The organism is Alteromonas sp. CI.11.F.A3, from assembly GCF_032925565.1.
Classification (GTDB): domain Bacteria; phylum Pseudomonadota; class Gammaproteobacteria; order Enterobacterales; family Alteromonadaceae; genus Alteromonas.
Map to the genome: position 1 here is coordinate 729,922 of NZ_CP136708.1, position 23,755 is coordinate 753,676.

19 protein-coding genes are annotated in these 23,755 nt (G+C 39.3%); 17 read left to right on the forward strand and 2 right to left on the reverse strand.

Annotation, left to right across the window (positions count from 1 at the left end; translation table 11 throughout):
• Window positions 1-115: 115 nt before the first annotated feature.
• Together R1T43_RS03205 and R1T43_RS03210 are read right to left on the reverse strand one after the other, a co-directional pair.
• Window positions 116-1,468 carry a hypothetical protein gene (locus tag R1T43_RS03205; protein ID WP_317352796.1) on the reverse strand — a complete coding sequence of 451 codons (1,353 nt, stop codon included), beginning with the start codon at window positions 1,466-1,468 and terminating at the stop codon, window positions 116-118.
• 26 nt (window positions 1,469-1,494) lie between these two features.
• Window positions 1,495-1,791, reverse strand: coding sequence for a hypothetical protein (locus tag R1T43_RS03210; protein ID WP_197483386.1), 297 nt, complete (start codon window positions 1,789-1,791; stop codon window positions 1,495-1,497).
• Window positions 1,792-2,338: 547 nt separating this feature from the next.
• On the opposite strand from R1T43_RS03210, the gene R1T43_RS03215 reads away from it, so the two are divergent.
• From R1T43_RS03215 to R1T43_RS03295, 17 genes are all read left to right on the forward strand, one after another.
• Entirely contained in the window at window positions 2,339-5,110 is a 2,772-nt protein-coding gene (locus R1T43_RS03215; RefSeq protein ID WP_317352801.1) for a glycosyltransferase, read from the forward strand.
• A gap of 102 nt (window positions 5,111-5,212) precedes the next feature.
• Window positions 5,213-6,667, forward strand: a complete 1,455-nt coding sequence (locus R1T43_RS03220) for a hypothetical protein (protein WP_317352803.1) — start codon at window positions 5,213-5,215, stop codon at window positions 6,665-6,667.
• A 12-nt stretch (window positions 6,668-6,679) separates the two neighbouring features.
• Window positions 6,680-8,038 (forward strand): hypothetical protein, encoded by a 1,359-nt coding sequence (locus R1T43_RS03225; RefSeq protein WP_317352806.1) that lies wholly within the window; start codon window positions 6,680-6,682, stop codon window positions 8,036-8,038.
• A 2-nt stretch (window positions 8,039-8,040) separates the two neighbouring features.
• Entirely contained in the window at window positions 8,041-9,324 is a 1,284-nt protein-coding gene (locus R1T43_RS03230) for an FkbM family methyltransferase (protein ID WP_317352808.1), read from the forward strand.
• A gap of 11 nt (window positions 9,325-9,335) precedes the next feature.
• Window positions 9,336-11,732 carry a galactosyltransferase-related protein gene (locus tag R1T43_RS03235; RefSeq protein ID WP_317352811.1) on the forward strand — a complete coding sequence of 799 codons (2,397 nt, stop codon included), beginning with the start codon at window positions 9,336-9,338 and terminating at the stop codon, window positions 11,730-11,732.
• Complete coding sequence (locus R1T43_RS03240) at window positions 11,733-12,470, forward strand: glycosyltransferase family 29 protein (RefSeq protein ID WP_317352814.1); 738 nt, start codon at window positions 11,733-11,735, stop codon at window positions 12,468-12,470. It begins immediately after the preceding gene.
• 5 nt (window positions 12,471-12,475) lie between these two features.
• A complete protein-coding gene (locus R1T43_RS03245; protein WP_063457848.1) occupies window positions 12,476-14,074 on the forward strand; it encodes an aldolase catalytic domain-containing protein in 1,599 nt (532 codons plus the stop codon).
• Window positions 14,075-14,076: 2 nt separating this feature from the next.
• Window positions 14,077-14,769: a cytidylyltransferase domain-containing protein gene (locus R1T43_RS03250; protein WP_231882127.1), complete on the forward strand. Its 693-nt coding sequence runs from the start codon at window positions 14,077-14,079 to the stop codon at window positions 14,767-14,769.
• A complete protein-coding gene (locus R1T43_RS03255; protein ID WP_063457847.1) occupies window positions 14,766-15,422 on the forward strand; it encodes an HAD family hydrolase in 657 nt (218 codons plus the stop codon). The genes R1T43_RS03250 and R1T43_RS03255 overlap by 4 nt, the downstream gene beginning before the upstream one ends.
• Before the next feature lie 97 nt (window positions 15,423-15,519).
• Window positions 15,520-16,641, forward strand: a complete 1,122-nt coding sequence (gene gmd, locus R1T43_RS03260) for a GDP-mannose 4,6-dehydratase (protein WP_197483385.1) — start codon at window positions 15,520-15,522, stop codon at window positions 16,639-16,641.
• A 48-nt stretch (window positions 16,642-16,689) separates the two neighbouring features.
• On the forward strand, window positions 16,690-17,649 hold the full coding sequence (locus R1T43_RS03265) for a GDP-L-fucose synthase (RefSeq protein ID WP_317352823.1): 960 nt from the start codon (window positions 16,690-16,692) through the stop codon (window positions 17,647-17,649).
• 16 nt (window positions 17,650-17,665) lie between these two features.
• Window positions 17,666-18,118, forward strand: a complete 453-nt coding sequence (locus R1T43_RS03270) for a GDP-mannose mannosyl hydrolase (RefSeq protein ID WP_063457844.1) — start codon at window positions 17,666-17,668, stop codon at window positions 18,116-18,118.
• Between the two features lie 16 nt (window positions 18,119-18,134).
• A complete protein-coding gene (locus tag R1T43_RS03275; RefSeq protein WP_317352827.1) occupies window positions 18,135-19,031 on the forward strand; it encodes a hypothetical protein in 897 nt (298 codons plus the stop codon).
• A 6-nt stretch (window positions 19,032-19,037) separates the two neighbouring features.
• Complete coding sequence (locus R1T43_RS03280) at window positions 19,038-20,066, forward strand: glycosyltransferase family 10 domain-containing protein (RefSeq protein WP_063457842.1); 1,029 nt, start codon at window positions 19,038-19,040, stop codon at window positions 20,064-20,066.
• Between the two features lie 115 nt (window positions 20,067-20,181).
• Complete coding sequence (locus R1T43_RS03285) at window positions 20,182-20,790, forward strand: hypothetical protein (RefSeq protein ID WP_063457841.1); 609 nt, start codon at window positions 20,182-20,184, stop codon at window positions 20,788-20,790.
• Between the two features lie 50 nt (window positions 20,791-20,840).
• Complete coding sequence (locus tag R1T43_RS03290; RefSeq protein WP_317352832.1) at window positions 20,841-22,892, forward strand: glycosyltransferase family A protein; 2,052 nt, start codon at window positions 20,841-20,843, stop codon at window positions 22,890-22,892.
• Window positions 22,885-23,748, forward strand: coding sequence for a hypothetical protein (locus R1T43_RS03295; protein WP_317352835.1), 864 nt, complete (start codon window positions 22,885-22,887; stop codon window positions 23,746-23,748). Before R1T43_RS03290 ends, R1T43_RS03295 begins: the two co-directional genes overlap by 8 nt.
• Window positions 23,749-23,755: the final 7 nt, after the last annotated feature.

Here is a 23,755-nt window from a genome sequence, read left to right on the forward strand (position 1 = left end):
TCTCTAAACCTTCCACGTCCCTTTTGCGTGAAAAACATTCGCTTTTTCTGAAAAAAAGAATTTAGCGATGCATTAAAAAACCTTTTATGAATCATGTGATGAACTTTTTATTGTTTTAAATTTTATCTAATGAATTTTGGTCATTTTGAGTTACGAACTTGATAATACCCGTTAATTTATCATTTTGCGATGTTGTGAAAAGCTCTTGGTTTAATAAGGGGGAGGAGGGAAATGCTGAGTCTAGCTTTTCTTCTATATAGGTAAAGTAGTTTTCATCTACACTTGGTGGCCTAATGATAAAGCGCGCATTGCTTTGGGTTAGAACGTGATCTGGAGAAATTGCTTTAACAAAACTTATATCTATGTTGCCGGCGCAATGGACAAAAACAACAATCTTATAGACTCTACATAGGTAGTTGAACAAGGTATAGCTAGAAGACGAACCAAGGATTAGAAGTACTTCATCATAAATTGCATTATCATAATAAATAACACGCATTCGCCCGAAGTTTGGAAGTTTATTGTCAAAAACGACATATCTTTGATGATTAAATGAAGCTAGAAATTCCTCGTCGTGTTTTTTATTAGGGTAGATTTTGTTGCCTAAGTCGCCTGTTACATATTTGGTCTTGTAATGGTCATTTTTAAATAACTCTACAAGCTCACTAATATCAGTTTTTTGGCGCGATGCTACTTCAATGCTCGCCTTCATTGAACCATAGTGACTCCAATGTGTATCACACATTCGATAGCTTCGCTTTTCTGATTCCTGAAGTACCCTAACCGGAAATATTACATCCAATTTTTCCGGTACTAGGTTTAGAACCTGATCAATAGCGGTATTCTTCCCTCTTTCAAATGGATAGTACTGTGGAAAAACCATCTCTTTTGAAGGGGCTATGAGCATACATACATGGAAACCACAAGTCTCTTGCAAATCTAATAGAGTTCTAAAGTAATTTTTCCACTCAGCTCTATCTGGCCTAGAAAGTTTTAACTTTCCGGTAAATTGCTCAACACTATTGTTGGTGTCGTTATCCAAGAATAGCCAATTACCTTGTCCTTCTATGATTTCAAGTGCGCCTTTCAGTTCAAATTCAATCAGAGTGTTAAAATGACCTTTTCTAATATAGCCAATTTGAAAAAACTGGGATGAAACATCTAAGATCGTTTTGAATCCACACATTAATAAAGGGTGGCTAGTAGAGCACTCATTGAGTACTACTTCGATTACATCGTGCCTCTCAATGTTCAACTCTATTGGTGTGACTCGACTACCTTCGAGTGCAACCAACTGAATATCTTTGCCTATTTCAGAAAGAAACCAACCGCTTAGCTCAATCCCATTACTTTCGATATTATCACTATCTATTGGTTCGTCATTTTTGGGAGAATCAACACACCACTTAATAACTCCATCGATTGTCGGCGGGGCAATTATTTTGTTCTTTATTGTAAACGCTGACAATTTTCTCTCCTTTGAAACCTTCAGGACTATATATAACGCTCTACGATATCGTACTCATCCCTCAAATAACGTTTGAGGGTTTCATAATTTGGAACGTTTTGACTGACGTTACGAATGTTTTTGTGGCTTTCAGATAAAGGAACTCCCATATCTTTTCCTAATCTTTCTAAGTCTTTTTGGTATCTGTGGACGGAGCCAATAAATTCAATGTTATCTATACTTACACGCTCAAAAAATCGGACGTAAGCTTTAGTAAATTGAGGTAATGTGTTGTTAGTTATCATATCAAAAACAATATCCTCAATTTTTGAGACTCCATTCATAAGGTATATTTTTTTTAGTTGTAGGTATTGTGGGTGCTCTCCGCCTGTTTGTAATAGGTGTCTCACTAAGCTGTAAACTCGAGCGACAGGATTCTCTTACCCAAACCATCCTCTTTGAATTAGGGAAAACTTCAAGGTGACTCTCGTGAGGCTTGAAGTGGCCATGGATGATTCTACAATGTTTAGGAAGCCACAGAGGCTCCCCCCTAGAAATTTCTTTTGCTCCGGTAGATGCATATGCACCGAAAACCTGAGATGGATAATTCTGCTCAAGACTTGCTCTCAAAGAGCTTCCAGCTGTTTTAGGTATGTGATAAGAAACCCATCTAATGTTGGTGTGAGGGTGACCCTTCGAGTACTTAGAAGGATTGACGAGCTTTTCTAAAGCCCATGCTATTTTTCTATATTTCATTGAGTCTTTAATCGGATAAAACTGAAAAAGAATGTGCGGTAAAGGATTTTCTTTAAACAAGGAAAATGAATTACCCTAGACGATTGCGTAAATCATCAATACCATTGCCCACAATGTTATTTTCAGGATATTACCATGCCTAAGACGCCGTCCCAATTAGTAATCAATCATTTTGATGCAACTTGGTATCTTAAAGCCTACCTTGACGTAGCAAATGCTAGCATTGCACCTGAAAAGCACTTTGTTATGTTTGGTTGGAAAGAGGGACGATGGCCTTGCGACTTTAACGCTGTTCGCGCAGACCAGGACTTGTGGGACGATACGAAAAGTGGCAGCGCGCTAAGCCAACTCAAGAGCTTGTTTAAGGCTGATTGCCGTGCCGAAAAAAGTTTAGCAGCGTGGTTTTTGGGGCGTTGGTATGCAAGTTTTAATGAATGGCAAGAAGCACACTATTATTCTAGGCATTTTGCAGAAGATGACTTCATACTGGAGTTAATACCTCATGACGGTCCTGTAACTTTGTTTGCAATGTCTTGCTTGAAAGTGGGGGAGTTGGAGAAGGCTAAATCTATAATTTCGACATCAGCTTGGAAAAGCCTCAGTGAGCGAACAATTGTTTCGAGTTTAGCAGCATTAGGTCGAGAGAAAATCGCGATACTCAACAAAATATATACCGAAAACAACCTACTCCAGCTAGCGGAAAAAGGTGTTGGTTTAGATGGTCTTAATTGTACACCAGGTACTAGTCACAAAAGCTCATGGCTAAAGCCCTTAGTAACAATCATCATCCCTTGTTTCAATGCTGAGAGCGCTATTCAAACGGCTCTTAAAAGTCTACTTGCCCAAACTTATAACAAAATTGAGATTATTGTCGTTAATGATGCTTCTACTGATAATACAGAGAAGGCTATCAAAGAAATTGCATCAACAGACAAGCGTGTTCGTTATATAAAGTTAGAAAAAAACGGTGGTGCATATAATGCTAGAAATATAGGGCTCAAAGCGGCGAGAGGGAAATTTATAACAACACATGACTCTGACGACTGGTCACACCCCCAAAAGATTGAAATACAGGTAAATGCTATCAAAGCAAACAAGAATGCTAAAGCGAGTGTAAGTTCATGGGTGAGAACCGATAACAATCTGCTATTTCAGCGTTGGAGAATTGATGATGGCTTAATACACAGAAATGTATCTAGCTTAATGTTCAAGAGAAATGTTTTGCGGAAGCTGGGATATTGGGATGCAGTTTCAATAAATGCTGATACCGAATTTTACTATCGAATTCTCGCCAAATACGGGCAATCTTCAATAGTCGAGGCTTATCCTTGGGTTCCGCTCGCTTTTGGTAGAGTTGAATCATCATCTCTGACCAATAGCGGGCCAACACACATTCGAACGCAATTTTCTGGTATCAGAAAGGAATATTTGGATAAAGCGCTCAACTGGCATAAAACTGCAAAAAGTTTATATATGCCATTAAGAGGTAAAAGAAAGTTTGTCGCTCCGCCCTTCATATGCAGAGGAACAGAGATAAGTAATAAGGATAACCTTAAGAATTACATAACTGATACGGAAGCGTTTGATGAGTGTTGGTATTTAGCCAAATACAAAGATATTGCTAGCGCAAACATAGAGCCCATTGACCACTATGTAAAATATGGGATTCACGAGGGGAGAGAACCCAATCCTATTTTTAGCCCTTCAGCATACGCTTGGGTTAATAACGTACCTCTACCCGAAGCATTCACTTTATGGCTATCGGACAGAAGAAACCTTTCAAATGTACTATATCTTGATGGAAAGCCTAAAAAGCATACTGCAAAAAGCGTGATGATGTTTGCACATCTCGCAGGCCCAGAACTGTTCGGTGCTGAGAAAAGCTTTTTAGATTGTGTGCAAATGTTAGCTGAAAATGATGTGAATATTTATGTTGTCTTACCAAGCGCACTCAACGAAGAGTATGTTAATGAGGTCTTAAAATACGCTATAAAGGTATTCTTTCTCCCCATATGTTGGTGGAACGGCAAAAGAGAGATTATAAATACACTAGTAGCGGTTATTGAGAAACTAATAACATCTCAGAACATTGATATTGTATACGTAAATACGATTACAGTATGGGAGCCGCTAGTCGCGTGTCGCAACTTAGGCGTTCAATCAATAATGCATATCAGGGAGCTTCCTGAAAATGATAAATCGCTATGCGAAGCCCTTACAGCCTCCCCTGAAATGATAAGAAAACATGTAGCCAAAGTAGCAGATCTATATATTGCGAATTCAAAATTCACACAAAGCTACTATGATTTGGGAAAGGTATGTGAAGTCGTTCCCAATGCAGTCAGTATCAACAACGCTTTAAATACTGCAAATAAAGAAAGCTCCCCTTTCGTAGTAGCTATGATGAGCAGCAATATTGAGAAGAAAGGCATTAGAGATTTCTTTGAGATAGCTTTTAATTGCAGTGCAAGAAAGTTACCAGTGTTGTTTGAAGTACACGGCCCTCGTACTGATATATTAACTTTTTTACTCAACAATTATTCTGAAGAAAATGTTGTTTTTAAAGGCTACTCTAAAGATACCGCCAATACCCTAAAGACTGTCAATGTAATTCTTAACCTCTCAAATTTCGATGAATCTTTTGGTCGAACTGTAATAGAAGGGATGGCATGTGGATGTGTGCCTATTGCCTACAACAAAGGGGCACTAACTGAAGTTGTATCTGAAGATTGCGGCTTTTTAGTTCCATTTAAGATGCCTAGTGAAATTGTTTCGCAAATAGAAAAACTTTCGCAAAATCATGAGGAGTTTGAAAAATTGTCAAAACAGGCGCTTAAGGCAGTTGAAAATAGTTACTCAAAACAGAAAGTGAAAGTTAAGTTTTCCGAGGCAATACTGACTCGGTAACATTTCTCTCAAGTTGGTGTTAGAATTATCTCCGCTGAACATGTAGTACCAAGATGGTGCTTTTTTGGCTCGCACATTAAATTGGCTGTATAAGAATAGTTTATGGAAAACAACGTTAGTATCCTGTCCTCCTCCTGGTGTATTCAGTACGACAAAACCTTGCAAACAATGCAAAGTAGAGGTGAGATCTGCTCGTTTGGCAATTTCGACGAATTAGATGAATTTGTAGATAAAAAAGGCAAATTGGTTTTAATTTATACGCCTTTTTATGGCTTCGTTGAAAATTTAACCGCGAGAGAAACATCATTCACTAAATTTTTGGAAAATTGGGTGGTCCACTTTACACAATTAGTCAACTTTGCTCGCACAAATAGAAGCAAAATTATACTTGTTAGTTCAAGGGATACTGCGACCAATAGAACATTTTTCGAGAGTATGTCTGGCGCCAATTTGAGCAAGTTTGAAGTGCCAAACCTCTCGTCCCGCACTAAGCTTCTTGCAAATTACTCTTCACTGGTCAATTCAGATGTAAAAAAACTCCTAGATTTGTTAGAAGCGTTAACAACTCCTCTAAATGAGAATGTTTTGCTTAGCGAAACTTCAACATATGATGTCGATGTATTTTTAAAAGAGCAAGAAAAACAGTCTGCAGAACTTTTTTCCAAAATAATTGAGCTAACTGAAGCGTTAACTTCCACTCGTGAAGCATTAGTTGCTGAGAAGCAAGCAGCTAAAAAGTTGGAAACTATGATGCTTGATTTAAATAACAACCTGTTAGAAGAGGAAAGTTGCAATAAGTACACGCTTAGTCTTTTATCCGAATTTGACTCGAAAATAGCGATGCTTAAAAATGCACTGGAGGAGTCTGAGTTCGACAAAAGGCGTTATAGAAGACAAAGAGACCGAGTAGAAAAGAAAAAACAGAAAATTGAAGATGAGTTGTCATTTCTTAAGGTAATCCTATCTACTAAAGAAAATGAGTTAAAACGTCATTCTGAATTATTAGGTGAGTATGAAGCAAACACCTTAGTCGCTAAAAAATCAGCGATAGCTTCGACCAAAATAAACGAGCGACAAAAAAAGTCGTTAGAAGCAAAGGTAAATGAGCTTCAAAAAAGTAATAATAAATTATTCGCTGAGTTAACATTAATAAGAAAAGAAAATGACAATATTAAGCGCAGCAAACTCTATTCTGCAGGTCAGGTTATCAAAAGAGCAAAAAACAAGCTTAACCGTGGAGATGAACTCAGATTAGATGACCAAGAGATTTCATTAGTTGCTACCAGTGAATACTTTAACATTAAATGGTATTTAGAAACTTACCCTGATGTGGCCGAAGCGGGAATTCACCCTGTTGAGCATTACCTGTTGTACGGTGCTGCCGAAGGTCGCCTGCCGAGCCCAAACTTTGATGGTAAATGGTATTTGGCTCGTTACCCCGATGTTGAAAGTGCAGGGTTAAACCCACTGGTGCACTTTGAAACTTATGGTCGAGGCGAAGGGCGTGTCGTTTCCCCGAAGATGCTCGAATCTGAATCATCGTCAAAGAAAAAGTAGTGGCACCACGACATGAGTGATAAGGAATATATGAGTTCAATAGCTAAAAGAAACTTAGTTTGGTTGGGTGCTGGGAATGTCGAAGGAATTGATGTTGACTTGCAAGGATTTTCCAATTGTTACTTAGTTGAAGCCAATCAAGATGTTTGCCAAGTACTTCAGCAACGCTATTCAAATGTTAGTAACATTCATGTTTTAAATAGTTTGATTGATGATTCTTCAGAATTGGTCCCTTTTAACATCGCTAATCTAAACGCACTTTCCTCGAGTTCAAAGTGTAAAGACGTGAAAAGGCATTATCCTGGCTATAGGGTAGTAAATGCAGAAAACTTGAAACCGTCGACCCTCAGTGACTTGCTTACTTCCGTAATGCTAGAACAAGACAATAACATGCTGATTATAGATCTCTACGCAGGAGTTGGAGGAATACTTAAGCAACTGTTTAGCTCTGACTTCGCTAAAACTTTCGGTAACGTTGCAATTTTGGGGGCTGAAGTTCGTTATTTTGAGGATAGTTTACTTCCTGATGAAATCACGCGTTTAATGCAGGCGAATAGTTATATTCCAACGCAGCAAACTGCTACGGCAGAAGGTGTGCAATACCAGCATTACTTATTAAACCCCTTGGTAAAAGAGTTGGAATGTACAAAGAACACAGCTTCGGTTTTAGAGAGTGAGCTTTCATCTGCGCGGCAAAAGCTTTTATTAGAGGAGCAACAATCTACTCGCTTCGCTGCAGAAATAGAAGCATATTCGAACCTAGCAGAATCACTAGAAAATCAAGTTAACCATGCCGAGCAGAGAAACCAAGAATTACTAAAGGAACTAGACCGAATCAATCAAGACAATGAATCAATCTTATTGGAGTTAGCGCAAACTCGTAGCGAGTACGAAGAAACGAAAGCTAGTTCGGCATCGCAGTTGAAAGAGATTGAAGAACTTCGTGAGTCTATTGATTCGAAAAAATTGACGTTGGACTCTTTAGAGGCAAAGTCGGCGAGTGATGACAAAGCGTTATCGGAATTAACTACACGTTTGGCTAATGTTGAAGGCGAATTGGATGAAAATAAGCAGAAGAACGCATCATTACTGGATGAAAAGCTTAAAATAGAAGAAGCTTTTAAGGAAAAAGAGAAGTGGTTATCAGAGCACGAGAAATGGAATGCTTCACTGCAACACGAGTTGGAAAAATTAAAAGCTGATTTAATAACAGCTAACGAAGATGTAGATATTCAAAAGCAGAAAGTTGAAGTGTTACTTACAAAAGAGCAAGCGTTACAAGAACAAACGTTCAGAAATGACAAACTAACACTCGAACTTGAAAAGTTTGATGCTCAGCTTCAAATGCTAGCTAGATTTGTCAAGGTTTAGCTATGTCTTTAGAGCACTCGAACTTTTTGATGTCCCAGTTAGACGCAAACAATTTGTCTTCATCACAACTTATGCATGTAACGGAGCTACATGATGCATGGGCCGAATACTCCCTAGAGCTTGAAACCGACAAGTTAGAAAAAACGATACGCTCTGAAGAGCAGTTAAGCTGTTTACTTGTATTCCTAGGTGTAATTTTAATTCATCAAGGAAAACTGTCTGAAGGCGAGCGTTTGCTTCAAGAAATTGCTGAACTCAACTACAACAATCCGCTTTGCCGAGCAGTATTAATGTCGAGTGCATTAAGGACGTTAGCGAATGGGCAATTATTAAACAAAAGTGAAATTAAGGCGAAGCAACTATTTCGCCAAGCCAATGCTTGTTTAAAAATTGCGGGAAGCGACATTCTTGGGAAAAATATAATAAATGCTAAAATTCGTTTGGGGTTGCTTGATGACGCATGCGTAGACATTGAAAAAGCTTTTTTAAACACGCTTAATGGCGCTGGTGTTAGTGAAGACATCGAGGATAAGTTAACAATACTGCATAGTGAAGTTGAGCTCATTCGTCATGAAATGACAATAGCACAGCAAAAGCAGCAGTTATACATGCTCTCAGGCAATGAAGATAGTTCATTGGATTTAGCAGATACAGAAGCGTTTAAGAAAGCATTAGTAGCACAGTCCCCTTCTCAACTCGGCCAAGATATTTGGGCGCTGGAGCAGCATAGTTATAAAAGAAACGGCTTTTTTGTCGAATTCGGAGCGACAGATGGGGTATTATTAAGTAATACTTATTTATTAGAAAAGCTTTTCGGATGGAAGGGCCTATGTGCGGAACCAAACCCGAAATACTTCGAGAAGTTGCAAACAAATAGACAGTGTGTCGTTTCTAACAGTTGTATTTCTGCAACAACGGGGGAGGAAGTGGAGTTTATCTTCGCAGATGAATATGGTGGGATTGCTAGTTACGCCACAGCAGACTCCCACGCGAATAAACGAAATGCTTATGCAAATGAATTTGGTAAAGCCACCCTACAAACAATAAGTCTTCATGATTTTTTAGTTAAGCAAAATGCACCGCGAAAAATAGACTTTGTAAGCATTGATACCGAGGGGAGCGAGTTTGATATTTTAAACACATTTCCTTTCGACCAATGGGATATCAAGTGTATTACGGTAGAACATAATTATTCTGAAGCCAGAGAAAAAATATACAAATTGCTTGCAAGCAATGGTTATGAACGAAAAACAGTTCAATTTGATGATTGGTATTATAGGGATTAATAGGGAAGAAAATGCAGTTTTGGCAATCAATTGATGAGGCAAGAGCGCTAGTTAAAGATGGTGACATCGAAGCAGCAAAGCAAACAGTTCTAAAGGCCTCAGAACTCGCAGAAGCTTGCACAATAAACAAAGCAAAAAAGCTAGCGTTTCTAGAGCATTTTCGTTTTTTGTATGATTTAAAAACAGAAATCGCTTTAGAGGAATACAGAGAGAGCAAAGTTAAAGCTGAAGCGGGCATCGACCTCGACCAATACGTTACGCAAGTAGGGGGGGGAACCTCTCTTGTTACATGTTGCATGAATAGAAATGAGAATCTTGTAAAAGCGTTGCCTTCTTGGATTGCTTGTACCGATATAAACGAAATAATTATTGTTGACTGGTCTAGTGATGAACCAGTATTTGATTATCTGAAATCTCACGGAATTGAAGATAGCAGAATTAAAGTTATTCGCGTAAACAATCAACCTCGTTGGATATTATCTTACGCTTTCAATATTGGTTTTAGGGCTGCGTCGTACAACAAGATATTAAAAACTGACGCTGATATTGTTGTTTACCCAGAATTTTTTGCAAACAATGTATTGAGCGAAAATACCTTCACCGCGGGAGATTGGCGTATTGCTGAACCTGGACAAGAGCACATAAATGGTTTTTTCTACGTTCATCGCGATGACCTGATGAAAATTAAGGGGTTCAACGAATACATTACAACATATGGCTGGGATGATGATGACATCTATCACCGCTTATCGGAATCAGGAACACGCAGAAAAGCCGTAGACGTAAAAACGATATACCATATTCCCCACGATGACAGTTTGAGAGTTGGCGGCAGTGGACCAACGGAAAATCGAGACTTCTTGGCGGAACTTCATTCAACACCGCGTTTTAAAATTCACACAAACAGGCACATCGCTAACATAATGCCGGTGTGGAACAAAGACCGGATTTTCTTGCCCTTTAAAATTCAATATATTGAAAATGGCCTTATGACGCTTCAGCAGACGGGCGAAAGCATTCACTATGTCCCTGCCCATATTCGCAATCAAGCTGAGTATTTAGCCGAATTGGAGTTAACCTCGTGGGTAGCAGGCTTACGTACTTTTGACTTAACACCACAAAAACTGAGTAAGGTACTTAAGAGCAAACCACAACACCTTGTTAACATATTAGATGTTGAAATTGCTTTATACAATGATGAAAACGTATACGAATACATGAGCAATTATGTAGCGTTATACATTCATCCAGATAGGGTAAAGAAAGAGCCAAAAAATATAAGAGTATTTTTAAAAGCACTGGCTGATAAGCTGCAAGCACTTAACTGTGGCTTTGTTGTGCAATCTGATGCACCTAGAGATGTGTCTTCAGCTCTTCCAAAAACGAGTAACACGTATTTTGTGCCTGGGTGGCGAAATATAGGACAGAAAGTAGAGATCTCCTTTGCTGATTTATCTATAGAGACGGTACTTGAACACAAAGGTTGTATTGCTATTCAACCTAGCAGTATTGATTTTTCTGATTTATCAAGCCAGATATTTGGCGCTAAGGGGTTACACCCTGATTGCAATAAGTTTTTTGTAGACGCACAGCACGGATTAGGAAATAGACTGCGCGCTATTGGTAGTGCCGCAGCCATAGCAAAAGCGACAGGAAAAGAGCTTGTGATAGTTTGGGAGCCAGACCATCACTGCGAATGTAGATTTTCTGATTTGTTCGATTATGAGGGCGAAGTAATTGAAAAGTCGTTTTTAGAACAAGCTAAGAAAGATGGTGTTGTTTTCAACTATATGGAAATTGAAGAAGGCGCAGAAAAAGATAAGCCTATAGTTGTTAAGCCAACCAAGTACGTTTACGCCCGTGCTGCTTATACATTTGTACACGAAGCCAGCCATTGGGAAGCTGAAAACGAGTTTATAAAGGCATTGAAACCGTCTAAACAGGTGTTAGATTTAATCGCACCTTTCAACGTAGACGGCCATATAGCAGCGCACATTAGGATGGAAGCGGGGGCAGGCCTTGACCACAATACTTACGATTCTGTAGAGAACTGGACACAGGAAGGCCACGACCAATTGCATTTTTGGCGCGAAAAAAGCCACTATTCGGCTTTTATAAAACGAATAGACAAATTAATTGAAGAAGATAGCAGTTTGAAGCTATTTGTAGCGACCGATCTACAAGAAACCTACGATATTTTTGAGCAATATTATGGTGACCGATTGGTTTATTTAAAGAGAAATGTATTTGATCGCTCAAAAGAGCAAATAATTTATGCGCTTGCCGACGTGCTGTTACTTAGCAAATGTAAAAAGTTGCTAGGCAGTACGTGGAGTTCCTTCAGTGAAGCGGCAATGCGGTTGTCAAATACATATTCAGAAATAGAAATGAGTGGAAGGGATTTTTAAATGTCACTTGAATTTAAAGCTATCACACCTGTAATAAGTCTTTCAGGAAGTGTCGCCGTAGTGGGCAACTCTCCTAAAATTCTTGGAAAAGGTCTTGGGCAAGAAATAGATACGCATGATGATGTAATCCGATTTAATGGTGCTGTTATTTCCAATTATGTAAATGATGTCGGCTCAAAAACGACTATCGTTTTTGTTGGAATAGATCTCGCCTATTTATTTACTGACCCTTACAAACGACCGAAACAATCTGATGAGGAAAATCAGGAGATAAGAGTTTTTAATGCACGAAAAGTTGTTGAACTTTTTCCAAGTGTAAAGTTTGTAAGCTTTGATCCTAGTAACGAAGAAAGAAATAATGCAAATAAGCAATATTTGTCAGCAATGCATCTCAAAAATGGTGGAGCTAAATACATACACTATTTTGCAGAAGAAGGCCCCGCGTCTGCGATGTATTATCATACTGCAAATAAAGATCTTGAGGGATTAGGGTTAGAGTCGCGCCTTAGCTTTGGTGGACCGAGAACTGGATTTAAAACAATTTTACGTCTTGTCTTGAGTGGGGTTAAGCCTAAGTTGTATGGTTTTGATATAGATACATCATTGGAGTTCGCTAACCACTATTATGATGATGTCACTAATGAGAAAATTAGCGAGTATAAGCCGCATGATATTCAGGGAGAGATGAGAGCTCTTGTTGAAATGCATTCAAAATCATTAATTAATATAGTGTGTTAAGTGTTATGAAAATTTTAGATTGTACATTAAGAGACGGCGGTTATTACAACAGCTGGGATTTTGCAACCGACAAGGTCAATGAATACCTTGTAGCGATGGATGCTGCTGGTGTTGATATTGTAGAGCTGGGGTTACGGTCAACAATTAATAAGGGCTTCAAAGGCGCAGCAGCGTACAGCACAGATACATATATAAATTCTCTAGAAATTCCCGATAGTCTTGCAGTTGGTGTAATGATAAATGCGGCCGAACTAGTTACAGAAAATGGTATTGATACGGTGTTAGCTGAATTATTTCCGCTAAGTAAAGAAAAGTCCCGTGTAGATGTTGTTAGAATTGCCTGCCATACACATGAGTTTGTAAAAGCTCTCCCTGCGGCAAAATGGCTTAAATCTAAGGGCTATGTTGTGGGCTTTAATTTGATGCAGATAGCAGACCGCTCTCGCGAAGAGGTAGAAGCGCTTGCCGCAGAAGCAAGTAAATACGATATTGATGCTTTGTACTTCGCTGACTCGATGGGAAGTATGGATCCCGCACATTGCATGAAAATTATTGAGTGGTTAAGAAGCAGTTGGAAAGGTGAACTAGGGATTCATACTCATGACAACATGGGTAAGGCTCTTCAAAATACATTATCGGCTTTGGATAATGGAGTTACATGGTTGGACGCAACCGTTACAGGAATGGGCCGTGGGCCCGGAAACGCAAGGACTGAAGAGTTGGTCATAGAGGTTGCTGCACGTCGGAACTCTGCCATTAACATGGTTCCGCTTATGAGCATAATTCGTAGCTACTTTCAGCCATTAAAGAACTTGTGTGGTTGGGGATCGAATCCTTATTACTACTTATCGGGTAAATATGGTATCCATCCTACATACGTACAGGAGATGATGAGCGATAACAGGTTTAGTGAAGAAGATATTCTCTCTGTGATTGCATTGCTAAAAGAACAAGGCGGTAAAAAATTTAATGCAGATACATTGCTTATGGCAAGGGATTCTGTAAAGGGCGCAATGACGGGCGATTGGAATCCGACCACATTGTTCGAAGGTAAAGACGTTTTATTATTAGGCACTGGGAGTGGGGTTGGAGAGCACAAGGAAGCTATAGAAACATTTATTAGAGAAAAAAAACCTGTTGTTGCAGCGCTTAATACGCAGTCTGCGATTGATAGTGATTTAATCGATGTTAGGTTCGCGTGTCACCCAGTTAGAATGCTCGCGGATTCTTCTCGCCATGCAAAACTTCCTCAGCCTTTAATAGCGCCTACCGCGAGCCTATCACCAGCTATTTTAGAAACACTTTCGCATAAAGCTATACATAATTTTGGTTTGGAAATTGATAAAAACGGTTTCGAGTTTGGCGAGTATGGATGTAAATCACCGACCTCTCTTGTTATGGCTTATGCTTTTGCTGCTTTAGCAAGTGGTCGAGCAAACCGCATTCTTTTAGCAGGATTTGACGGTTACGAAAGTGGTGACCCGCGAAATGAAGAGATGAACAATGTTGTTAAGACATTCCAAAGTGCAAACGGAGCGGTTGACCTAATAGCCGTTACACCAACACGCTATGATGTTGAAAAATTAAGCATATACGGAATGTAATAATGATGAATAAGGTTACGTGTTTTCTGCCCTGTCGACGCGGAAGTCAGCGGGTAGCAAAAAAGAACATCAAACCATTCGCGGGGTTTAATTTCGGGCTAATAGAAGTAAAGCTCAAACAACTTTTAGAAACGCCCAATATTGATGAGGTAGTGCTCTCTACAAATGATGCTGAAATTTTAGCTTATGTAGAAAGGTTTAATACTAAAAATCTTCGCATTCATTGCCGCGCGGATGAACTTTCAAGTAGTGATACGAGCACTGATGAACTAGTTGCTCATGCTCTGGATCTTATTCCAGATGGCCACATTTTATGGACCCATGTCACTTCTCCATTTATTAATTCTGAGATTTATAGTGACATCATTGAAAAATATAAAATGGTATTAGAGTCAGGTAATGACTCCCTCATGACTACAACAAAAATCCACGGATTTTTATGGAAAAATGGTGAGCCCTTAAATTACTGTCGTGAGACAGAAAAGTGGCCGAGGACGCAAACAATAGACCCTGTTGATGAAGTGAATAGCGGCGCTTTTCTTGCCTCTAGTAGAATCTATAAAGAACTTGGAGATCGTATAGGTAATAAGCCCTATCTCTACAATCTAGACCGGTTGACTTCTCATGATATAGATTGGCCAGAAGACTTTGTCATTGCAGAGTGTATGGTTAAAGAGGGAATACTCCCACTATGAAAAATCGGCTGAGCGAATATAAAACACTAATCTTTGATTGTGATGGGGTTATCCTTAATTCTAATAGGGTTAAAACACAAGCATTTTTTGCAGCGTCAAAAAAATATGGCGATAAACCAGCTCAGGCCTTGGTTGACTATCACATAGAGAATGGTGGTATCTCACGATTCAAGAAGTTCGAATATCTTTTTACCAATATTTTAGAGCGGACTTTTACGGAGTTTGAACTTAATAGTGTTTTAACGGACTATGCTGAAAGAGTTAAAAATGCACTTTTAGAATGCGAAATAGCACAAGGTCTCAAGCAATTAAGGCAACTGACTCATTCAAGCAAATGGTTAATTGCATCTGGTGGCGCGCAAGCTGAGTTGAGAGAAGTTTTCCAAAAACGTAATATTGACGGTTATTTTGATGCGGGCATTTTTGGAAGCCCAACAGCTAAGGACGACATAGTTCAAGAACAACTAGCTAATAACAATATCGAAGCGCCAGTGTTATTTTTGGGCGATAGCAAATATGATCACGTTGTTGCTGACAAATTTAACTTTGACTTTGTTTTTATTACGAAGTGGAGTGAATTTGCAGATTTAAATAGTTATGCAGATGAGCATGGTCTAGAAAAAGTCGAAACTTTGGGAGACTTGGCAATCTGATGAGCACCAAGTCTAGATAAGCATCATTTGATTAATCGTCATGATTTAAAGTGAATTCTCTGGTGGATTCGCATTAATATTGTACTAAATTATAGGAATGCTAGTGAAAAAAGCACTTATTACCGGGGTCACCGGCCAGGATGGCTCTTATTTAGCCGAGTTTTTGTTAGAAAAGGGATACGAAGTTCACGGTATCAAGCGTCGTGCTTCACTGTTTAACACAGAGCGTGTTGATCACATTTATGAAGATCCACACGTAGAAAACGCTAACTTTATCCTTCACTATGGCGACTTAACAGATTCTTCGAACTTAATTCGCATTATGCAAGAAGTGCAGCCAGACGAGGTATATAATCTAGGCGCACAATCGCACGTAGCGGTATCTTTCGAAGCACCCGAATATACAGCCGATGTAGATGCAATGGGCACGCTACGTTTGTTGGAAGCTATTCGTTTCCTAGGCCTTGAAAAGAAAACGAAATTCTATCAAGCATCAACGTCTGAACTTTACGGTGAAGTGCAGGAAATTCCGCAAAAAGAAACCACGCCATTTCACCCTCGCTCGCCATATGCAGTAGCTAAAATGTACGCTTACTGGATTGCGGTTAATTACCGCGAGTCCTACGGTATTTATGCATGTAACGGTATTTTGTTTAACCATGAATCGCCGCGACGTGGCGAAACCTTTGTTACGCGTAAAATAACGCGAGGCATTGCCAATATTGCTCAGGGTTTAGAGTCTAAACTTTACTTAGGCAACATGGATGCACTTCGTGACTGGGGTCACGCTAAGGACTATGTGCGAATGCAGTGGATGATGCTTCAACAAGATAAGCCCGAAGACTTTGTTATTGCTACGGGCAAGCAAATTTCGGTTCGCGAATTTGTGAGCATGTCGGCTAAAGAAGCCGGTATCACTGTTGAGTTTAGCGGTGAAGGCGTGAAAGAAGTCGCTACTGTGACCGCGGTAGATAATGAAATTGCACCAGGTGTAAAAGTGGGCGATGTTATTGTAGAAGTAGACCCACGTTATTTCCGCCCAGCAGAAGTAGAAACGCTACTAGGCGACCCGACAAAGGCAAAAGAAAAGCTGGGTTGGGTACCAGAAATTACTGTCGAAGAAATGTGTGCAGAAATGGTTGCACACGATCTTGGTAAAGCTAAACAACACGCCTTGTTAAAGCAGCACGGGTTTTCTGTTGCTGTGGCAAAAGAATAGAAAAAACGATAGGCCTCTTTATTTAGGGGCCTTCAAGGATATTTACCAATGAAGACAGTATTTGTTGCTGGCCATCGCGGTATGGTTGGCGCAGCCTTAGTAAGACAATTAGAAAAACGTTCTGATGTTCAGTTAATAACACGAGCAAGAAGCGAACTAGACCTTATCAATCAGTCAGACGTATCAGCTTTTTTTGCTGAAAACAAAATTGATGAAGTTTATTTAGCAGCAGCTAAAGTGGGCGGTATACACGCCAATAACACTTATCCAGCTGAATTCATTTATGAAAATCTAATGATAGAAGCGAACATCATCAATAGTGCGCATGCCCAAGGTGTTCAAAAGCTTTTATTTTTAGGCTCAAGTTGTATTTACCCTAAATTAGCTCAGCAGCCGATGACTGAAAATGCTTTGCTTACTGGAACACTTGAAGAAACAAATGAACCTTACGCCATAGCTAAAATTGCGGGCATTAAGTTATGCGAAAGTTACAATCGACAATACGGTAGAGATTATCGTTCTGTCATGCCAACAAACCTATATGGCCCGAACGATAATTTCCACCCAGAAAACTCGCACGTTATTCCAGCACTTTTACGACGTTTCCACGAAGCTGCTCAGCGTGGCGACAAAGAAGTGGTTGCATGGGGAAGTGGTAAACCAATGCGCGAATTTTTGCATGTAGATGATATGGCTGCAGCAAGTATTCATGTAATGGAGTTAGGCACTCAAACGTACGAAGCAAATACACAGCCTATGTTGAGCCACATTAATGTGGGAACGGGTGTTGATTGTACAATTAAAGAGTTGGTTGAAACTGTTGCCAAAGTCACTGGGTATACTGGGACTATTGTTTGGGATACATCTAAGCCTGATGGTGCGCCGCGTAAGCTAATGGATGTAAGTCGACTCCACGCACTTGGCTGGAAACACACTTATAATTTAGAAAGTGGTTTAAAGCATGCTTTTGACTGGTTTATCGATAATCAAGATAGCTTTCGTGGCTAAGGTTTAGAGCGCTTTTATGTTTCTAGACCGCGAAACTTTTTCTACAGTATTAAGTAGTACGCCGCTAGTATCTATCGATCTCGTGGTTCGAAACCGTGATGGTGAAATACTACTAGGGCAGCGTGTGAATAGGCCTGCTAAAGGTTATTGGTTTGTACCGGGCGGACGCATTTTAAAAAATGAAACTTTAGCGCAGGCGTTCGAGAGGCTAACGAAAGAAGAACTTGGCCGTAGTTACTCTATTTCCGACGCTTCGCTTTTGGGGCCGTATGACCATTTGTATGAAGACTGTGTATTTGGTGAAGATATTTCAACGCATTACGTGGCCATAGCATATTCGATTGATGTTGCTAATTTGAAAGCGTTGCCTGACAAGCAGCACAACAGTTACCAATGGTTAAGCTCTGATAAAATTTTACAGTTAAATAACGTTCACGAAAATACTAAAGCGTATTTTCGTGAACGTTAAAAATTGAAAAATCTCAATGGTAGTTAACCACTCACGTTTTCCTTGTTGTTACGGTGTCGAACGCAGAACTCAACAGCTTTTGGCACCTTACCGACACATATTCTCAAAAGCTTATTATTTAGCAATACAGTGGGAATTTTGGTGTTACGCGCATTCGTCTGGCGCGGCTGAAAGTCGCTTCGAAAGCCGAATATGCTATTCTAAATTCTTGATTTCAGTTTGCAGTTCTCCCTCAGTTGTTAATTTTCCCTCTGAAATAGCTAAATTAGGTGTTACCCATCTTTATGTCACCTTTTTCGTCGATGAAGCTACAACCCTAAAATTCTCAGCTAAAAACATAGCGCTTATTTTTATACCTGAACTGAGTTTTCAACATACAATTAAACTAGAAAAAAGTAAGGTTCTGTATTTGCGACCTATGGGAAAAGCTGGTTTAACAATTGAAGCTACTTTATTTAATCAAAATCAAATTGAACGAATCGAAGCCGCTGAGGGAAGAGTGGTCTTTCATGAGAAAAAGCCTGAAAAGACTTTGCACATAGATTGTAATAATATTAAAAGTAATCATTGTATCAAAGCACTTCTCTCTGAATCATTAGTTGTCGTTTGCAGAGCAGCTGTGCAGCAACAGGTCGATGTAATTACTCTTTGCGTTGAACATGGTTCTCTACCAGTCATTCCAACTGAAAAAACTGAGCAATTAGTTCACTTAAATGAGAGCTTTGTTAGGCTAATTCAACGAGATTGGCAAAAGCTCTATCTAGGCGAACACGGCAGCTCGAACATAAAAAGTGCGTTGCGCAGTTTCGAGAATGCCAGCAAGTGGCTATGTTACTATTCTCGTTCAGATTCTTCCTACGTAAGAAGTATTGTTGAGCTGGTGTTTTCTCTTACTTCTTCTACGAATGAGTAGCGCACTATGAAAAAACGTAAGGTTTGTTTATTCGGGAGGCATGCCAACCGAACACCGCTCGCTTACAAAGAGTACCAAACTCTTTTTTCAGAACACTTTCAGTTGGTAAAAGAAGTTGAGTGCGCTGATATTATCGTGCTCGGGTATTCCGTCGATCTTTACGGACTGATAGAAGCGCACCATAATTTTCTTGCTAGAAATAAAAACGTTAAGTGTTTAGTGATATCTGAAGAGCCCTTGTGGGATCTGATTTCAAAAAATTATCCGCTGGATACGCAAATGCAGTTCGAACATAGGGGGTTATCTATAGAAGTAGGGGTAGCAAACTTTTTTAACAGTAATATTTATAAGTTCAGTAAAATTCCATACTTCATAACTACAGAAAGCCATTACGCAGCGCGTTACTTAGTTGAAGCCACCAATTTATTAAATGAGTTTGATAAAAATAAATTGCTTATTCATTGGAAATCAATCCCATTGAAAAGCTGTTTTCTTCAACAAAACCGAACAAATGATGTTTTCTTCCCAGAGCAGTACGCTGATATCGCGCTTTCTAGCTATAGAACAACGCTTGCAACGCGGTTGAAGGATGATAAAGCTATGGCTAAAGGTATGGGGTGGGGAAATGATGGACCAAGGCAAGCCATACCCGATTGGCATCTTGACAAACTGCTTACATATAGCCGGAAGTTTCCGATATTTTCAGCAATAGAAAACACACTATTAGATGACTATATCACTGAAAAAATCTTCGATGCATTCATGCTGGGTAGCGTTCCTGTTTATATCGCAAACTCTTCTCACCGAGTGTTCGAGCTCATCAACCAAGAAAGCATGATTAATCTTTCCAATACATCAGAAACAGCTGCGGCAGAAATTCTTTCTAATTGGACACCTAGCAATATGAACATGGATGCTTATTTCGATTCTCTTGAAAAAATTCGAGAGTTATTTTCTACTCCTGAAACTCTGCAGATAGAAAGACAAAGGGTAGTTAACGAGGTTGTGAATTTTATTGGCAAAAACTGTAATTGAATTACAGTTTTTGGCCGATGTGCTCTTTTTATAGTATGATACCTACCAGAACTTAGCGTGATGCTAACCGTTCTCCGCCATTACGTATCGACCACCTTCGCATTTAAGTGTTTATATGGAAAATAACGATTCTTTGTACCAAAAAGTATTTGGTACTGATTCAATAGCCTCTGAAGATATCGTCTTATCACAAGATAATATTAAGGTCCTTTACCCAGCGCTATTCATCAAAAATACCTCCAGATCTCGACGTAACAGGTTAGAACAATCAGCTACGTCTAAAATAACCTACAAAAATGTAGCGACTTTTGATGAGGAGCTTTTTGTGAGCAGTGCAACAATGCATAATGATGCAATGTTGAAATACCGTTACTCTTCAAAGCTTGCTAGGCTGATGCGTAAGATTGTCAATACGTGGTTTAAACCTGTGTTTTATAACAATGCTGCAATAGAAAACGACGTAAAGCTGTTATTAGACAGTTCGCTTTTTGATGCTAATTGGTACAAGGCCCAATATCAGCTGCAAGGTTCCACAGATCTCCTTGCAAAGCACTATTTGTTAGAAGGCTACAAGAGTTTAAAAGATCCTAGTGAGCACTTTTCAACACGTTTCTATTTGGCTGAATACAGTGATGTGGCCGCTTCGCCAGTAAACCCATTAGTTCACTATCTTACTAATGGAGTACATGAGAAAAGAAAAATTAAAGCACAGAGTAAAAAATAATGCGTAATCACCATCGATTTTCTTCTTTCTTAACGTTCTCGAAGCGTGTTTTGGGCATCTCTGAATTAACAGAACAAGAATTTGAAAAATATCCTGGTAGTTTAACTTTTGACTATCGACTTAATGAACAAGGTAGTTCAACCTTTTTGGTTTCTTCTTTAACCTCTAAAGGTGAGGAAGTCGCACAATCAAGTTATCTATTGGCGGACGATAAAAGAGAGTGTGAAAATACAGGCTTTCCATATATAGAAGGATACACATTAAAACATTTGGCTAGCATTAATCGCATTTTGAATGAAGTCGAGGAGTGCAGTGAGCATGTTACGCAAGAGCATATAAGAAAGTTGGCTGATTTACTCTCTGTCGATATTGATATTCCTTTTTCAATTGAGCAGAAGGTTCGGGAGGTAATTGAACTACCTCGAGTGATGCTTGTAGCATTAAATGAAGCAACGGATATAGCAATTTTACTCCAGTGCGAGGATAGCTTTACGTATGCTGTGTTAGAACAGTTTGAGTCGCTTATTGTAGCCCCTCAGTTTGTGGCCAGTGCGCCAAATGTAAGGTGCCTTCAACAATTACTTTCTGCATTAAAAAACTCAGCAAAAGTGTTGGAGACGTGCTCAAGAATAACTGTTACGAATGACTCTGCTGTTGAGGATGCATTCATTGCGATTGTGCTGAGTGTCTCGAAGAATGCACAAGAAGCGCAGTGTGTTTTTAAAGCACACCAATTAACGAGTATATCTTCACATATAAAAAATTATGAGCGCGTAATCGAAACCCTTTCACGCTCGCCGATAAAAGTGAATTACGTATCTGAGTTGCCGGTGTTAGCGTCTCTTTTATCTCAGTTGAGTATTGAGCGCACATCTCACGCAAAGTTATTGTTCAGAGCATATTACTTTTGTGAAGAAGAAAATAGAAGTTGGCTTTCACTATACCCATTCGAAGGTGTGCTTGAAAAAGTCTTTTCATTTAAGGATAGTGACTTCAATGAACTTTATCGTGATGTCCGTCGATCGTTAGTAACGCCTGTAGCCGAAAGTGAAATTGCGACGTTGTTGACAACCGCGGAAGTTGAGCATTTAAGTTTAGGTAAACTTATCTATTTTTTTAGTTTGCTGCCTAAAACTATGCATGACAGTGAAAAGCTATCGTTTTTATGCAAAGGGATGATAGCAAGAGGACTACCAGTTATAAACAGTGAAGAGAGTTTAACGTTATGCGCCTCATTAGGGCTAAAAAATGTAAGTAACCAAATAATAAATGATGCGTTGAAAGTTAGCGGTTTCTTGCCTTTATTACCAGAAGTAAATGAATACTCTCTACTTGATGTATTTAGTCATGTACTTGACGTAGAGCTCGAGAATGACAAGGCAAATAGTGGACTCGTTTCAATCATTGTTACTACATTCAACCCTAATGTCGAGCTTCTCGAAAAAGCAATCGAATCGTTGTTACAACAAACTTATCGCAACATAGAAATAATAGTCATTGATGATTGCTCAGCCCCAGCAATTAGTGAGAGTATTGAGGCACTTTGTAGGCAAAAAACCGAAAGGCCCATTGTCTACTACCGGAATAACGATAACGTGGGTCAATATATTAGTAGAAATACAGCGATTGGCTTGGCAAAAGGCGAGTATATAGCGATACAAGACGACGACGATGTTAGCCATCCACAGCGGGTTTCTGCGCAAGTTAAAGCGCTAGAAGAGAAGAAAGGCTTGGCTTGTTTCACTAAACATGTTCGATATACAGATGACGGTAACTTATCAGTAGACGACCCTAGAAATTTACTGGTACTAGGAGACGGCCCCGCGACATTGTTATTTAAGCGCACCTTAATAGATCTAATAGGGGGATTCAGAAACTACCGCTCTAGGGGAGATATCGACTTCAGAACTAGAATCGAGAGAATTGCCGGTGCTAACGCAGTCGTCAGACTCGATGTGCCACTCTATTTTATGAGGTCATCGCTTACCTCTGTATCATCTATGTATGAATATTTTAACGGCGATCAACTCACTTTCTTCAGAAGAAGAATTAGTTTACTTCAATCAAAAAAGGCGTCTGAAAAGGTAATTCCGAATGAGTAAAGTAATAATTAGCTTAACAACTATTCACTCTCGGGTAGACAAAATACATCATGTTATTAAGTCATTGCTTGCACAAGAATGCACAATTCAATTCGAAGTTAAACTTTTTATCTCAGAGAAAGGGTACTTACTTGACGAAGGTATTCCAACTGTACCTGCTTCACTACAAGAATTGGCTGATAATTACCCTAATTTGTTTTCGATTAACTACACAGAAAATATCGGGCCGTATAGAAAGTTCATCCCTATTCTAAAAGATTACTTTTTCGATAAAGACGACTTTAGCTATTTTGTTACAGTGGATGATGATACTAAGTATCCTATAACCTGGCTGCAGACGCTTGTCGAAAATGCTCAAAAGCAAGAATGCGTAGTGGCTTACAGAGGACGAGTTTTAAGTTGCGATTCTAATAGTATCCACAGGTATAAAAAATGGTCTCACTCGGATGAGTCCGTACTTACGCCTGATATAAGAACAGTGGGGACTGGAAAAGACGGGATCATCTATAAGCCGGAATACTTTCATCCCGATGTTATTGAAGTCGAGAGTGCGCTGAGAGTTTGCAATCATGCTGATGATTTGTGGTTAAAGTTCCATACCGCAGTGAATGGAGTGAAGTCAGTACTGCTCGCTTCTTCATTGCAAGAGGCTTTCGAAGACATTGGTGAAGAAGACGAAAATACACTATACAGAAAAATTAATAAACACGGTGGCAACGACAAAGCAGTTGAAAGTTTAGTGAATTACTTTTTAGAGCGCTATGACTTGAACATGCTCGATGTGTTTAATCTTAATGTTTCAAATAGTTCAACTTGGTTAGGTAAGAAATTTATAAATTCTTACCATGCTATGTAAACAAGTC

Coding starts and splice junctions, on each gene's coding strand:
- R1T43_RS03210 (WP_197483386.1), bottom strand. CDS start 1,791: ATGAATGGAGTCTCAAAAATTGAGGATATTGTTTTTGATATGATAACT.
- R1T43_RS03215 (WP_317352801.1), top strand. CDS start 2,339: ATGCCTAAGACGCCGTCCCAATTAGTAATCAATCATTTTGATGCAACT.
- R1T43_RS03220 (WP_317352803.1), top strand. CDS start 5,213: ATGGAAAACAACGTTAGTATCCTGTCCTCCTCCTGGTGTATTCAGTAC.
- R1T43_RS03225 (WP_317352806.1), top strand. CDS start 6,680: ATGAGTGATAAGGAATATATGAGTTCAATAGCTAAAAGAAACTTAGTT.
- R1T43_RS03230 (WP_317352808.1), top strand. CDS start 8,041: ATGTCTTTAGAGCACTCGAACTTTTTGATGTCCCAGTTAGACGCAAAC.
- R1T43_RS03235 (WP_317352811.1), top strand. CDS start 9,336: ATGCAGTTTTGGCAATCAATTGATGAGGCAAGAGCGCTAGTTAAAGAT.
- R1T43_RS03240 (WP_317352814.1), top strand. CDS start 11,733: ATGTCACTTGAATTTAAAGCTATCACACCTGTAATAAGTCTTTCAGGA.
- R1T43_RS03245 (WP_063457848.1), top strand. CDS start 12,476: ATGAAAATTTTAGATTGTACATTAAGAGACGGCGGTTATTACAACAGC.
- R1T43_RS03250 (WP_231882127.1), top strand. CDS start 14,077: ATGATGAATAAGGTTACGTGTTTTCTGCCCTGTCGACGCGGAAGTCAG.
- R1T43_RS03255 (WP_063457847.1), top strand. CDS start 14,766: ATGAAAAATCGGCTGAGCGAATATAAAACACTAATCTTTGATTGTGAT.
- gmd (WP_197483385.1), top strand. CDS start 15,520: ATGCTAGTGAAAAAAGCACTTATTACCGGGGTCACCGGCCAGGATGGC.
- R1T43_RS03265 (WP_317352823.1), top strand. CDS start 16,690: ATGAAGACAGTATTTGTTGCTGGCCATCGCGGTATGGTTGGCGCAGCC.
- R1T43_RS03270 (WP_063457844.1), top strand. CDS start 17,666: ATGTTTCTAGACCGCGAAACTTTTTCTACAGTATTAAGTAGTACGCCG.
- R1T43_RS03275 (WP_317352827.1), top strand. CDS start 18,135: ATGGTAGTTAACCACTCACGTTTTCCTTGTTGTTACGGTGTCGAACGC.
- R1T43_RS03280 (WP_063457842.1), top strand. CDS start 19,038: ATGAAAAAACGTAAGGTTTGTTTATTCGGGAGGCATGCCAACCGAACA.
- R1T43_RS03285 (WP_063457841.1), top strand. CDS start 20,182: ATGGAAAATAACGATTCTTTGTACCAAAAAGTATTTGGTACTGATTCA.
- R1T43_RS03295 (WP_317352835.1), top strand. CDS start 22,885: ATGAGTAAAGTAATAATTAGCTTAACAACTATTCACTCTCGGGTAGAC.